Origin of the sequence: Buttiauxella selenatireducens, from assembly GCF_031432975.1 — a bacterium.
GTDB classification, from domain to species: domain Bacteria; phylum Pseudomonadota; class Gammaproteobacteria; order Enterobacterales; family Enterobacteriaceae; genus Buttiauxella; species Buttiauxella selenatireducens.
In genome coordinates this window covers 1,135,524-1,149,578 of sequence record NZ_CP133838.1, presented here as the reverse complement: position 1 = coordinate 1,149,578, position 14,055 = coordinate 1,135,524, and the positions used below count along the sequence as shown (strand labels likewise).

Genomic DNA, 14,055 nt, shown 5'->3' with positions numbered 1-14,055 from the left:
ATTCTATACCCTAAATAATCCGAGTTGCAGGAAGGCGGCAAGTGAGTGAGTCCCCAGGAGCTTACTAAAGTAAGTGACTGAGGTGAACGAACGCAGCCAACGCACATGCAACTTGGAGTATGACGGGTATATTTCGGGCCTTTAACCGGCTCATTGGTAAAACCATTGTTGCGTTACTGATCTTTATACTAGCCAAACACACGCCAAACCTTGATTTAAATCAATTAATCCCATACCGCTGATGTGGCTATCATATCATTTATTTGTTTTACATCAACTTAGCTCATTTCACAGAAGTTAAAAATTATGTAAATTTTCAACTTTTTTTAGGTTTACCTCTTATCAGTAGCTCATTCATTTGCTTAGAAGAAAGAAGCCGTTAAGCTAGTCGCATTACGAATCGCAGGAGAGCGAGATGACAACCCACCTCACCTGGCACGATGTGCTGGCACAAGAAAAGCAACAACCCTATTTCACAAATGCGCTTGCAACCGTTGCTGAGCGTCGTGCTGCTGGGGTCACTGTATACCCACCGCAGAAAGACGTATTCAATGCGTTCCGATTTACTGAGCTTGGTGATGTGAAAGTGGCCATCCTTGGACAGGATCCATACCACGGGCCTGGACAAGCGCATGGTCTGGCTTTTTCTGTTCTGCCTGGGGTTGCTGTGCCACCCTCTTTAAAGAATATGTACAAAGAGTTGCAGAGCGACATTGCTGATTTTGTGCAGCCCAATCATGGTTATCTCGAAAGCTGGGCGCGTCAGGGCGTGCTTTTACTCAACACAGTATTAACTGTCGAGGCGGGTAATGCGCATTCGCATGCGAAATTAGGCTGGGAAACATTCACTGATAAGGTGATTGCGCTGATTAACGAACACTGTGAAGGCGTCGTCTTTTTACTGTGGGGATCGCATGCGCAGAAGAAAGGCAGTTTTATTGACCGCAACCGTCATTATGTTTTACAAGCGCCTCACCCGTCACCGTTGTCGGCACATCGGGGTTTTCTGGGGTGCGGACACTTCTCTAAAACCAATCAGTATCTGACTGAACGCAACCAACCCACAATTGACTGGACGCCCGTTCTGCCAGAATAAAGAGACAAAAAAGCCAGCTTACGCTGGCTTTTTATTATCGGTCGGTCATTCTCAAAGCTTACGCTTTGTTTTGACGCCACCATTCAGCCAACAACACACCTGTCGCGACAGATACGTTCAGGCTTTCGACATTACCGGTACCATCAATGGCAACGCTCATGTCGGCATTTTCAAAGGTCGCATCGGAAACGCCTTCGCGCTCCTGACCTAACACCAGAACCATTTTCTTCGGCAGCTCAGCTTTGAAAAGCGGAGTCCCTTTATGGCTTGATGTGGTGACAATCGCATAACCTGCTTTGCGGAATTGCTCCAGACCTTCTTCGAAAGTCTCACCGCTGATGGCTTCAACGTGCTCCGCACCGCCTTCGGCAGTACGAACCGCAGCGCCAGACTCCAGCATTGCGGCATCTTCCACCAGCAAACCTTTCACACCGAAGTGCGCGCAGCTACGCATAATGCCGCCGAGGTTGTGCGGGTTAGCGACGTTTTCCAGCGCCAGCACGCAATCGTCTTCAGCAGCTTTTGATAGCCAGCTTTGAACGGTAATACCGCGACGTTTTTTGATGATGAAACAAACGCCACCGTGGTGTTCTGTACCAGATGCTTTAACTAATTCAGCATCGTCGACCACGTGGTAGGCTTTGCGGTTTGCTGCCATCCAACGCAATGCTTCTTTGAAACGCGGCGTCACGCTCTGGACAAACCAGGCACGTACGATGCAGTCAGGACGGCTCAGGAAAAGAGCCTGACATGCATTTTCACCATAAACACGCGTTTCTTCCGCACGTTGACGGCGAATCACTTCAGGGTCAACAATCGGTCTGCCGTTGGCACCCATTTGCTCGCCTGCTTCAACTACTTCTTCTCTTGGTGGCCGTGAAACCGTTCTCCACGGGTTATCACCGCGATCGTCACGATCGTCACTACGATTCCGCTCGCGCCCTGCGCCAGGTTTATCATCGCGACGTGGACCACGACGGCCCTCACCCCGTGACGGTGCTGCAGGACGCCCACCGCCTTTACCTGTACGCGGGTTTTGGCTGCGTTTTTCGCTGTCATCGTCACCGCGGACATACATCACTTTGACCTTGCCGCTTTTACCTTTAAATTCGTCGTTCATGCTTTTCTCCACCTGGCTGAGCGCGTGGCGCGCAGATTACCCGATGTGGCACTGGTTAGCCATTAACTTTGGTCAAAAGCCAATAACTATTATATTCATCGAATAAATCACTTTGCTGGCACTCGATTAATCGCTGATAATATTTAACATATAAGAAACATCATCTGTGAATTTCACCATTTTTGGACAACAGATCTTTTAGAGGTTAGCTATGAATACCGTTTGTGCCGCCTGCCAGGCGATTAATCGCATTCCTGATGAGCGTATTGACGACGGTGCCAAATGTGGCCGTTGTGGTCATGATCTTTTTGATGGCGATGTAATTAATGCCACCAGCGAAACCCTGGATAAACTGCTGCAAGACGACTTGCCTGTCGTAGTAGATTTTTGGGCGCCATGGTGCGGCCCTTGCGTCAACTTTGCGCCAATTTTCGAAGATGTTGCTGAAGAACGCAGTGGCAAAGTACGCTTCGTTAAAGTGAATACTGAAGCAGAACCCGCGCTTAGCGCACGTTTTCGCATTCGCAGTATTCCCACCATTATGGTGTTCAAAAAAGGTGAGATGGTCGACATGCTTAACGGGGCTATGCCGAAAGCACCGTTTGATAGCTGGCTGAACGAAAATCTCTAAGTTCACGGGTACGTTTCTTTGTACCCGTACGCTTCATCTACGTTAGAATGGCGTTTTTAAGCTTGTTTATCTGATGACTGAAAACGCCGTCTTACGTCTTCGTGCCGAACGCCTGGCGCGCGCAACTCGCCCTTTCCTTGCTCGTGGTAATCGCATTCGCCGTTGCCAGCGTTGCTTATTGCCGCTAAAACAGTGCTTATGTGAAACCCTGCAACCACAGAATGCTCGCAGCCGTTTCTGTTTAGTCATGTTCGACACTGAACCGATGAAGCCAAGTAATACCGGCAGACTAATTGCAGATATTCTTCCCGATACCGAAGCATTCCAGTGGTCACGCACCGAACCACCTAAGGCTCTGCTCGATTTAGTCAGTTCTCCTGATTATCAAGCGATGGTTGTATTCCCTGCTTCATATGCAAGCGCTGGGCGTGAAGTGCTGACGATGCCACCAAAAAGTGGCAAACCACCGCTGTTTATTATGTTAGATGGTACCTGGACTGAAGCGCGTAAGATGTTCCGCAAAAGCCCATATCTTGATCAACTGCCCGTCATTTCGGTGGATTTGAGCATTGTCTCTGCTTATCGGTTGCGGGAAGCCCACGCGGATGGGCAATACTGTACAGCCGAAGTGGCCGCCGCGTTGCTCGCACTTGCCGATGATGAAAATGCGGCGATAGGCCTGACAGAGCATTTCACGTTGTTCCGTGAACGATATCTGGCTGGTAAACCTCATCATCAATCCAGTATCACAGCAGCGGAGCCAGAAAGCGTTTAAACTCACTGGGTTAATTCTCAGGGGAGAGAGCAATGAGTCAACGTGGGCTGGAGGCGCTACTGCGTCCCAAATCAATCGCTGTTGTCGGAGCTTCTGCGAAAACAGATCGCGCCGGTTATTTAATGATGCGCAATCTATTAGCTGGAGGCTTTAATGGCCCTGTAATGCCAGTGACACCGAGCCATAAAGCGGTATGCGGTGTCCTTGCCTGGCCTGATATCGCAAGCCTTCCTTTCCCACCCGATCTCGCAATAATTTGTACCCACTCAAAACGAAACCTCGAATTATTGCAATCACTGGGTGAGAAAGGTTGTAAAGCTTGCATCATTCTCTCTGCTCCCCCAGAACAACTCCCTGAATTATTGGCTACAGCCACCCAATGGCAAATACGTCTACTTGGGCCAAACAGCCTCGGTTTGCTTGCACCGTGGCAAGGCCTTAATGCGAGTTTCTCACCCGTACCGATTCAGAAAGGGAAACTGGCATTTATTTCTCAATCAGCAGCAGTATCCAACACGATTCTCGACTGGGCACAGCAACGAGAAATGGGCTTCTCGTGGTTTATTGCTCTGGGTGACAGTCTCGATATTGATGTTGATGAACTGCTGGATTATCTGGCTCGAGATACAAAAACTAGCGCCATCTTGCTTTATCTCGAACACCTGAGCGACGCACGACGTTTTGTCTCGGCTGCCCGAAGTGCTTCACGTAACAAACCCATTCTGGTGATTAAAAGCGGACGCAGTGCCAAAGCCCAGCAACTGCTTAAAACACATCTCGGGCTTGATGCCGCATGGGACGCAGCCATTCAACGTGCCGGTTTGTTACGCGTCCAGGACACTCACGAGCTTTTTTCGGCGGTAGAAACGCTAAGTCACATGCGCCCACTGCGTGGCGAGCGTTTGATGATTATTAGCAATGGCGCGGCGCCCGCCGCTCTGGCACTGGACGAGTTGTGGTTGCGAAACGGTAAGCTCGCGACTCTGGGTGATGAAACCCTTAATAAGCTAAAGAGTGCTTTGCCAATCAGTGTTGAAAGTGGCAATCCGTTAGATTTACGCGACGATGCGACGCCAGAGCGTTATCTACGTGCAGTGGAAATCCTGCTTGATTGCCAGGATTTTGACGCGTTAATGATTATTCATGCTCCGAGTGCCGCAGCACCTGGAACCGAAAGTGCCACCGCATTAATTGAGCTATTACGTCAGCATCCGCGCAGCAAATACATCACGTTAATCACCAACTGGTGCGGCGAATTCTCTTCCCAGGAATCGAGGCGGTTATTCAGCGAAGCGGGTCTTCCCACTTATCGCACCCCTGAAGGCGCAGTAACCGCCTTTATGCACATGGTGGAGTATCGCCGAAACCAGAAACAACTGCGTGAAACACCGGCATTACCCACCAATTTGAAAGCCAATGCCAGCGAGGCTCACCTTCTTCTCCAGCAAGCATTAAGCGATGGGGCAACGTCGCTCGATACTCATGAAGTACGCCCTATTTTGCAGGCGTATGGGCTGAATACACTTCCAACCTGGATTGCGGGCGATAGTGCGGAAGCCGTGCATATTGCTGAACAAATCGGCTATCCCGTCGCGCTGAAATTACGCTCCCCGGACATTCCACATAAGTCTGAAGTTCAGGGGGTTATGCTGTATTTGAGAACCGCTACAGAGGTTCAGCAAGCCGCTGATGCGATTATAGATCGCGTGAAAATGGCGTGGCCACAAGCTCGGATTCATGGATTATTGGTACAAAGCATGGCTAACCGTGCAGGTGCTCAGGAACTCCGAATCGTAGTTGAACACGATCCGGTATTTGGCCCACTGATTATGTTAGGCGAAGGTGGCGTTGAATGGCGACCAGACCAGCAGGCTGTCGTGGCTTTACCGCCGCTCAATATGAATCTCGCCCGCTACCTGGTTATTCAGGCAATCAAAAGCGGTAAGATTCGTGGGCGCAGCGCATTACGTCCATTGGATATTCCCGGTATTAGTCAGATCCTGGTGCAGGTTTCAAACTTAATCGTAGATTGTCCGGAAATTCACCGCCTCGATATTCATCCCCTTCTGGCTTCGGGTAATGAGTTCACGCTGCTGGACGTCACTTTACAGCTCGATAAGTTTGAGGGCGATCCGGAAAGCCGCCTTGCAATACGCCCTTATCCCTATCAACTGGAAGAAAATATCATTCTCCGGAATGGTGAGCGATGCTTGTTCCGTCCTATCCTCCCCGAAGATGAACCGTTGTTACAGCAGTTTATTTCCCTTGTAACCAAAGAGGATCTTTACTATCGATATTTCAGTGAGATCAACGAATTTACCCACGAAGATTTAGCCAATATGACCCAGATCGACTACGATCGAGAAATGGCTTTTGTGGCTGTCCGTGAACAAAACGGATCACAGGAGATAATCGGTGTCACACGCGCAATCTCAGATCCCGACAATATTGATGCCGAGTTTGCCGTGTTGGTTCGTTCCGATTTGAAAGGACTCGGGCTCGGGCGGCGTTTGTTGGAAAAGCTGATTAGTTACACCGGCGATCATGGCCTGCAAAGGTTGAATGGTATTACTATGCCAAATAACCGCGGTATGGTGTCTTTAGCTCGAAAGCTTGGATTTGATGTCGATATACAATTAGAAGATGGCATCGTAAGCCTGACTCTTCCATTGATAAAAAGCATAGATTCGTGAGTAAGGTACTGGAAAACTTACTCACTTTACGGGTCAGTAGTGGTATTATCAGCAAGTTCTGACGTCTGGATTTTGCAGAAGGCCATCCAATGAATAGAGAAGATACGCACTGTGATGTTGTCTAAATTTAAACGTAATAAACATCAACAACACCTTGCCCAATTGCCGAAGCTTTCTCAGTCAGTTGATGATGTAAAGACCCTTTTCTCCCCAGCGGATTTCCGTGAAGCTCTGCTGCAAAAAATTGCCAGTGCAACTCGCCGCATCTGTATCGTCGCACTGTATCTTGAGCAGGATGACGCCGGTAAAGCCGTGCTTCATGCTCTATATCAGGCAAAACAACAGCGTCCGGAGATTGAAGTAACCATTCTGGTTGACTGGCATCGTGCTCAACGAGGCCGTATTGGTGCAGCTGCTACTAACACCAATGCAGACTGGTATCATCGTATGACCGAGGAGTATTCCGGCATAGATATCCCGGTCTATGGCGTACCAGTAAATACGCGTGAAGCATTGGGCGTGCTGCATTTCAAAGGTTTCATAGTTGATGATTGCGTGATTTATAGCGGCGCGAGTATTAATGATGTTTACCTGCATCAGCAGGATAAATATCGTTACGACCGCTATCAGGTTATTTGCAACCCTCAGCTTTCCGACATCATGTATAACTGGATGCAAGACAATCTAGTTCGTGGTCGCGCGGTACATCGATTAGACAGACAACACAGGCCAAAAAGCCCAGAAATCAAAAACGACATTCGCCTGTTCCGTCAGGAGTTACGCGATGCCAGTTTCCATTTCCAGGGCAATGCTGATAACGAGCAACTAGCCGTTACACCGCTAGTCGGCCTGGGCAAAAGCAGCCTGTTGAATAAAACTATCTACCATTTAATGCCGTGTACCGAACGTAAACTGGTCATCTGCACGCCTTATTTCAACCTGCCAGCGGTGCTGGTGCGCAGTATTATCCAACTGTTACGCGAAGGGAAAGAAGTTGAGATTATTGTCGGTGATAAAACAGCGAATGACTTTTATATTCCAGAAGATCAACCGTTTAAAATAATTGGTGCGTTACCTTATCTCTATGAAATTAATCTTCGCCGATTCCTGAGCCGCTTACAATACTACGTTGACAGCGGTCAGTTGGTTGTACGTCTGTGGAAAGATGACGATAACAGCTACCACCTCAAAGGGATGTGGATTGATGATGAGTGGATGCTGTTGACAGGCAATAACCTTAATCCGAGAGCATGGCGACTGGATCTGGAGAATGCGCTTCTTATTCATGATCCTAAACAAGAACTGGCCGTTCAGCGTAACCACGAATTAGATCTGATCCGCACTCATACAACGGTAGTTCAACACTATCATGATTTACAGAGCATCGCGGATTACCCTGATAAAGTGCGTAAGCTTATTCGCCGACTGCGTCGTATCCGTATCGATCGTTTGATAAGTCGTATTCTGTAGTTCATCGCTATACTGAAAAGCCCTGCTTGCAGGGCTTTTTTGTAGCCAGAGGATCATGAATGCTGCGTCTTTTACTTCCCTCAATATTAATTCTCAGCGGTTGCAGCCATATGGCTCAAGACCAATGGCATGGCCAAGATAAAGCGCAGCACTTCATGGCTTCAGCAATTTTATCTGCTGCAGGTAATGAGTATGGCCAACACCAAGGATGGAGCGATACTCGCAGTGCAAATTTTGGTTTCTTATTTTCTGTCAGTCTTGGCGCGACGAAAGAACTCTGGGATAGCCGAACAGCTGGAAGTGGATGGAGCTGGAAAGATTTCACATGGGATGTAGCCGGTGCTACCACTGGTTACGCTCTCTGGCAACTCGCCAGATATTAGAGTTTGATTCCCTTCCCTTTGCGGTGCAGTAACAGTGAAACCAGAAATGCCAGAACCGCCATCCTGAGACATGCCAGAAAAATGCAGTTTCCATTCCTATCAATTTCAGTGAAAGCGCGACGTATTCTTTACCTTATATGCCAAGGGTGGCTTGCCTGAGAGCGGATATGCAGAGGTGGTTCGGGTAAATTGCAGACAGCAAAAAGCCCTGTACGTCAGTACAGGGCTTTTACTCGTATCATCCTGATACTCGCCCCTCCGGGGCCACCGTGACCGGCGTGCAAAACTGTTCCCGACCGTTTTGTCACAAACACAAAAAGGCCACCCGTTAAGGTGGCCTTCATGTTTATTTGGAGCCTGGCAGTTCCCTACTCTCGCATGGGGAGACCCCACACTACCATCGGCGCTACGGCGTTTCACTTCTGAGTTCGGCATGGGGTCAGGTGGGACCACCGCGCTACTGCCGCCAGGCATATTCTGTTTTCATTAACCGTCATATTTTCATATGACCATTAACTTAAAATCTTGGAATTAAGCTGAAAATTAAAGTGTCTTTCTCATTATTCTTAAAACACCTTCGGTGTTGTAAGGTTAAGCCTCACGGATCATTAGTACTGGTTAGCTCAACGTATCGCTACGCTTACACACCCAGCCTATCAACGTCGTAGTCTTCAACGTTCCTTCAGGGGAATCAAGTTCCCAGGGAGAATTCATCTCGGGGCAAGTTTCGCGCTTAGATGCTTTCAGCGCTTATCTTTTCCGCATTTAGCTACCGGGCAATGCCATTGGCATGACAACCCGAACACCAGTGATGCGTCCACTCCGGTCCTCTCGTACTAGGAGCAGCCCCCCTCAATTCTCCAGCGCCCACGGCAGATAGGGACCGAACTGTCTCACGACGTTCTAAACCCAGCTCGCGTACCACTTTAAATGGCGAACAGCCATACCCTTGGGACCTACTTCAGCCCCAGGATGTGATGAGCCGACATCGAGGTGCCAAACACCGCCGTCGATATGAACTCTTGGGCGGTATCAGCCTGTTATCCCCGGAGTACCTTTTATCCGTTGAGCGATGGCCCTTCCATTCAGAACCACCGGATCACTAAGACCTGCTTTCGCACCTGCTCGAGCCGTCACTCTCGCAGTCAAGCTAGCTTATGCCTTTGCACTAACCTCACGATGTCCGACCGTGATTAGCTAACCTTCGTGCTCCTCCGTTACGCTTTAGGAGGAGACCGCCCCAGTCAAACTACCCACCAGACACTGTCCGCAACCCGGATCACGGGTCTACGTTAGAACATCAAACATTAAAGGGTGGTATTTCAAGGTTGGCTCCACGCAGACTGGCGTCCACGCTTCAAAGCCTCCCACCTATCCTACACATCAAGGCTCAATGTTCAGTGTCAAGCTATAGTAAAGGTTCACGGGGTCTTTCCGTCTTGCCGCGGGTACACTGCATCTTCACAGCGATTTCAATTTCACTGAGTCTCGGGTGGAGACAGCCTGGCCATCATTACGCCATTCGTGCAGGTCGGAACTTACCCGACAAGGAATTTCGCTACCTTAGGACCGTTATAGTTACGGCCGCCGTTTACCGGGGCTTCGATCAAGAGCTTCTCCTTACGGATAACCCCATCAATTAACCTTCCGGCACCGGGCAGGCGTCACACCGTATACGTCCACTTTCGTGTTTGCACAGTGCTGTGTTTTTAATAAACAGTTGCAGCCAGCTGGTATCTTCGACTGCCTTCAGCTCCACGAGTAAATCGCTTCACCTGATGACAGCGTGCCTTCTCCCGAAGTTACGGCACCATTTTGCCTAGTTCCTTCACCCGAGTTCTCTCAAGCGCCTTGGTATTCTCTACCTGACCACCTGTGTCGGTTTGGGGTACGATTTGATGTTACCTGATGCTTAGAGGCTTTTCCTGGAAGCAGGGCATTTGTTACTTCAGTACCGTAGTACCTCGTCATCACACCTCAGCGTTAGATAAGAGTCCGGATTTACCTAAACTCTCCGCCTACATGCTTAAACCGGGACAACCGTCGCCCGGCTAACATAGCCTTCTCCGTCCCCCCTTCGCAGTAACACCGAGTACAGGAATATTAACCTGTTTCCCATCGACTACGCCTTTCGGCCTCGCCTTAGGGGTCGACTCACCCTGCCCCGATTAACGTTGGACAGGAACCCTTGGTCTTCCGGCGAGCGGGCTTTTCACCCGCTTTATCGTTACTTATGTCAGCATTCGCACTTCTGATACCTCCACCAGACCTCACAGTCCAGCTTCAACGGCTTACAGAACGCTCCCCTACCCAACAACGCCTAAGCGTCGCTGCCGCAGCTTCGGTGCATGGTTTAGCCCCGTTACATCTTCCGCGCAGGCCGACTCGACCAGTGAGCTATTACGCTTTCTTTAAATGATGGCTGCTTCTAAGCCAACATCCTGGCTGTCTGTGCCTTCCCACATCGTTTCCCACTTAACCATGACTTTGGGACCTTAGCTGGCGGTCTGGGTTGTTTCCCTCTTCACGACGGACGTTAGCACCCGCCGTGTGTCTCCCGTGATAACATTCTTCGGTATTCGTAGTTTGCATCGGGTTGGTAAGCCGGGATGGCCCCCTAGCCGAAACAGTGCTCTACCCCCGAAGATGAGTTCACGAGGCGCTACCTAAATAGCTTTCGGGGAGAACCAGCTATCTCCCGGTTTGATTGGCCTTTCACCCCCAGCCACAAGTCATCCGCTAATTTTTCAACATTAGTCGGTTCGGTCCTCCAGTTAGTGTTACCCAACCTTCAACCTGCCCATGGCTAGATCACCGGGTTTCGGGTCTATACCCTGCAACTTAACGCCCAGTTAAGACTCGGTTTCCCTGCGGCTCCCCTATACGGTTAACCTTGCTACAGAATATAAGTCGCTGACCCATTATACAAAAGGTACGCAGTCACCCCATAAAAGAGGCTCCCACTGCTTGTACGTACACGGTTTCAGGTTCTGTTTCACTCCCCTCGCCGGGGTTCTTTTCGCCTTTCCCTCACGGTACTGGTTCACTATCGGTCAGTCAGGAGTATTTAGCCTTGGAGGATGGTCCCCCCATATTCAGACAGGATACCACGTGTCCCGCCCTACTCTTCGAGTTCACAGCAAGTGCATTTTTGTGTACGGGAGTATCACCCTGTACCCTGCGACTTTCCAGACGCTTCCACTAATGCACAAACTGATTCAGACTCTGGGCTGCTCCCCGTTCGCTCGCCGCTACTGGGGGAATCTCGGTTGATTTCTTTTCCTCGGGGTACTTAGATGTTTCAGTTCCCCCGGTTCGCTTCGTTAAGCTATGTATTCACTTAACGATAGTGCAACGAATTGCACTGGGTTTCCCCATTCGGAAATCGTCGGTTATAACGGTTCATATCACCTTACCGACGCTTATCGCAGATTAGCACGTCCTTCATCGCCTCTGACTGCCAGGGCATCCACCGTGTACGCTTAGTCGCTTAACCTCACAACCCGAAGATGTCTCGTAAGACACAATCGATGTCGTGAAAATTTGAGAGACTCGAACACACCGCTTATCTGTTCTTATTACGGAGAACAGACACAGTGTGTCGTTTCAATTTTCAGCTTGTTCCAGATTTTTAAAGAGCAAAACTTCGCAGTGAACCTTTTCAGGTACACTCTGAAGTTTTTTTAGTTTTCGCAGTAAAAGGATGGTGGAGCTATGCGGGATCGAACCGCAGACCTCCTGCGTGCAAGGCAGGCGCTCTCCCAGCTGAGCTATAACCCCATCACAAATGCTAAATCTCATTACCGGTAATTTAAACTGAGACAAGGCGTGGAAGGGCGAAGCATACTGAAGTATGCGAGTCGTTTCACAACGCAGTATCAGGATAAATTTGGTAGGCCTGAGTGGACTTGAACCACCGACCTCACCCTTATCAGGGGTGCGCTCTAACCACCTGAGCTACAAGCCTGCAGAGATTTTTTACTGCTTATTTTTCATCAGACAATCTGTGTGAGCACTACGCAAGTTCGTATCTTTTAGGTAAGGAGGTGATCCAACCGCAGGTTCCCCTACGGTTACCTTGTTACGACTTCACCCCAGTCATGAATCACAAAGTGGTAAGCGCCCTCCCGAAGGTTAAGCTACCTACTTCTTTTGCAACCCACTCCCATGGTGTGACGGGCGGTGTGTACAAGGCCCGGGAACGTATTCACCGTAGCATTCTGATCTACGATTACTAGCGATTCCGACTTCACGGAGTCGAGTTGCAGACTCCGATCCGGACTACGACGCACTTTATGAGGTCCGCTTGCTCTCGCGAGGTCGCTTCTCTTTGTATGCGCCATTGTAGCACGTGTGTAGCCCTACTCGTAAGGGCCATGATGACTTGACGTCATCCCCACCTTCCTCCAGTTTATCACTGGCAGTCTCCTTTGAGTTCCCGGCCGAACCGCTGGCAACAAAGGATAAGGGTTGCGCTCGTTGCGGGACTTAACCCAACATTTCACAACACGAGCTGACGACAGCCATGCAGCACCTGTCTCAGAGTTCCCGAAGGCACTAAGCTATCTCTAGCGAATTCTCTGGATGTCAAGAGTAGGTAAGGTTCTTCGCGTTGCATCGAATTAAACCACATGCTCCACCGCTTGTGCGGGCCCCCGTCAATTCATTTGAGTTTTAACCTTGCGGCCGTACTCCCCAGGCGGTCGACTTAACGCGTTAGCTCCGGAAGCCACTCCTCAAGGGAACAACCTCCAAGTCGACATCGTTTACGGCGTGGACTACCAGGGTATCTAATCCTGTTTGCTCCCCACGCTTTCGCACCTGAGCGTCAGTCTTTGTCCAGGGGGCCGCCTTCGCCACCGGTATTCCTCCAGATCTCTACGCATTTCACCGCTACACCTGGAATTCTACCCCCCTCTACAAGACTCAAGCTTGCCAGTTTCAAATGCAGTTCCCAGGTTGAGCCCGGGGATTTCACATCTGACTTAACAAACCGCCTGCGTGCGCTTTACGCCCAGTAATTCCGATTAACGCTTGCACCCTCCGTATTACCGCGGCTGCTGGCACGGAGTTAGCCGGTGCTTCTTCTGCGAGTAACGTCAATCACTGTGGTTATTAACCACAATGCCTTCCTCCTCGCTGAAAGTACTTTACAACCCGAAGGCCTTCTTCATACACGCGGCATGGCTGCATCAGGCTTGCGCCCATTGTGCAATATTCCCCACTGCTGCCTCCCGTAGGAGTCTGGACCGTGTCTCAGTTCCAGTGTGGCTGGTCATCCTCTCAGACCAGCTAGGGATCGTCGCCTAGGTGAGCCATTACCCCACCTACTAGCTAATCCCATCTGGGCACATCTGATGGCATGAGGCCCGAAGGTCCCCCACTTTGGTCCGAAGACGTTATGCGGTATTAGCTACCGTTTCCAGTAGTTATCCCCCTCCATCAGGCAGTTTCCCAGACATTACTCACCCGTCCGCCGCTCGTCACCCAAGGAGCAAGCTCCTCTGTGCTACCGCTCGACTTGCATGTGTTAGGCCTGCCGCCAGCGTTCAATCTGAGCCATGATCAAACTCTTCAATTAAAAGCTTGATTTGCTTCAACTCGTGAAGCGGTGCTCAAAAATTAACTTTCGTAATAATTCAACTAAATGAATTACTGCTTGGTCACTCTTCAAGACTTGATATTTTTTTTGATACCCGAAGGTATCTGAGATATCAATCCTGCGAGTGCCCACACAGATTGTCTGATAAATTGTTAAAGAGCAGTGAGTTACGCGCTTTCGCTTGCTAACTCGAGGTGGCGTATATTACGCTTTCCTCTTTCAGAGTCAAGCGTTTATTTTCGCTTTTCATCTGACTGACGGGCCGGTTTGTAAGCCGTTGTGCCG

General features: G+C 49.8%; 7 protein-coding genes, 2 tRNA genes, 3 rRNA genes and 1 pseudogene. 6 read left to right on the top strand and 7 right to left on the bottom strand.

Annotated elements, in window-relative coordinates; genetic code table 11:
- Positions 1-415: 415 nt before the first annotated feature.
- Positions 416-1,096 (top strand): uracil-DNA glycosylase, encoded by a 681-nt coding sequence (gene ung, locus RHD99_RS05270; RefSeq protein ID WP_309877755.1) that lies wholly within the window; start codon positions 416-418, stop codon positions 1,094-1,096.
- Positions 1,097-1,154: 58 nt separating this feature from the next.
- Here ung and RHD99_RS05265 read toward each other — a convergent pair whose 3' ends face one another.
- Positions 1,155-2,216: a tRNA/rRNA methyltransferase gene (locus tag RHD99_RS05265; protein WP_183270241.1), complete on the bottom strand. Its 1,062-nt coding sequence runs from the start codon at positions 2,214-2,216 to the stop codon at positions 1,155-1,157.
- Positions 2,217-2,427: 211 nt separating this feature from the next.
- Between RHD99_RS05265 and trxC the strand changes: the two genes are divergently transcribed.
- The 5 genes from trxC (at position 2,428) to RHD99_RS05240 (ending at position 8,168) form a co-directional block, all read left to right on the top strand.
- Entirely contained in the window at positions 2,428-2,847 is a 420-nt protein-coding gene (gene trxC, locus RHD99_RS05260; protein WP_309877754.1) for a thioredoxin TrxC, read from the top strand.
- Positions 2,848-2,920: 73 nt separating this feature from the next.
- Positions 2,921-3,622 (top strand): tRNA-uridine aminocarboxypropyltransferase, encoded by a 702-nt coding sequence (locus RHD99_RS05255; RefSeq protein WP_309877751.1) that lies wholly within the window; start codon positions 2,921-2,923, stop codon positions 3,620-3,622.
- Positions 3,623-3,654: 32 nt separating this feature from the next.
- Positions 3,655-6,315 carry a bifunctional acetate--CoA ligase family protein/GNAT family N-acetyltransferase gene (locus tag RHD99_RS05250; protein WP_309877750.1) on the top strand — a complete coding sequence of 887 codons (2,661 nt, stop codon included), beginning with the start codon at positions 3,655-3,657 and terminating at the stop codon, positions 6,313-6,315.
- Positions 6,316-6,429: 114 nt separating this feature from the next.
- Positions 6,430-7,785 (top strand): CDP-diacylglycerol--serine O-phosphatidyltransferase, encoded by a 1,356-nt coding sequence (gene pssA, locus RHD99_RS05245; protein WP_183270245.1) that lies wholly within the window; start codon positions 6,430-6,432, stop codon positions 7,783-7,785.
- 59 nt (positions 7,786-7,844) lie between these two features.
- Positions 7,845-8,168, top strand: a complete 324-nt coding sequence (locus RHD99_RS05240) for a YfiM family lipoprotein (RefSeq protein WP_374708457.1) — start codon at positions 7,845-7,847, stop codon at positions 8,166-8,168.
- On the opposite strand, the pseudogene RHD99_RS05235 reads toward RHD99_RS05240, so the two are convergent.
- From RHD99_RS05235 to RHD99_RS05210, 6 genes and pseudogenes are all read right to left on the bottom strand, one after another.
- Positions 8,165-8,295, bottom strand: a pseudogene (locus RHD99_RS05235) (alpha-ketoglutarate transporter); the annotation flags it as partial. The gene RHD99_RS05240 and the pseudogene RHD99_RS05235 overlap by 4 nt on opposite strands.
- A 228-nt stretch (positions 8,296-8,523) precedes the next feature.
- A 5S ribosomal RNA gene (gene rrf / locus RHD99_RS05230) occupies positions 8,524-8,639 on the bottom strand.
- 116 nt (positions 8,640-8,755) lie between these two features.
- A 23S ribosomal RNA gene (locus RHD99_RS05225) occupies positions 8,756-11,664 on the bottom strand.
- 208 nt (positions 11,665-11,872) lie between these two features.
- Positions 11,873-11,948: transfer RNA gene (locus RHD99_RS05220), tRNA-Ala, on the bottom strand.
- Between the two features lie 110 nt (positions 11,949-12,058).
- A tRNA-Ile gene (locus RHD99_RS05215) sits at positions 12,059-12,135 on the bottom strand.
- A 72-nt stretch (positions 12,136-12,207) separates the two neighbouring features.
- Positions 12,208-13,749: ribosomal RNA gene (locus tag RHD99_RS05210) — 16S ribosomal RNA — on the bottom strand.
- Together the 16S, 23S and 5S rRNA genes with 2 tRNA genes alongside form the textbook arrangement of a ribosomal RNA operon.
- Between the last annotated feature and the right edge of the window lie 306 nt (positions 13,750-14,055).

What these genes read in the sequence shown, in the direction of transcription:
- ung (WP_309877755.1), top strand. Translation starts at nt 416, where the DNA reads ATGACAACCCACCTCACCTGGCACGATGTGCTGGCACAAGAAAAGCAA.
- RHD99_RS05265 (WP_183270241.1), bottom strand. Translation starts at nt 2,216, where the DNA reads ATGAACGACGAATTTAAAGGTAAAAGCGGCAAGGTCAAAGTGATGTAT.
- trxC (WP_309877754.1), top strand. Translation starts at nt 2,428, where the DNA reads ATGAATACCGTTTGTGCCGCCTGCCAGGCGATTAATCGCATTCCTGAT.
- RHD99_RS05255 (WP_309877751.1), top strand. Translation starts at nt 2,921, where the DNA reads ATGACTGAAAACGCCGTCTTACGTCTTCGTGCCGAACGCCTGGCGCGC.
- RHD99_RS05250 (WP_309877750.1), top strand. Translation starts at nt 3,655, where the DNA reads ATGAGTCAACGTGGGCTGGAGGCGCTACTGCGTCCCAAATCAATCGCT.
- pssA (WP_183270245.1), top strand. Translation starts at nt 6,430, where the DNA reads ATGTTGTCTAAATTTAAACGTAATAAACATCAACAACACCTTGCCCAA.
- RHD99_RS05240 (WP_374708457.1), top strand. Translation starts at nt 7,845, where the DNA reads ATGCTGCGTCTTTTACTTCCCTCAATATTAATTCTCAGCGGTTGCAGC.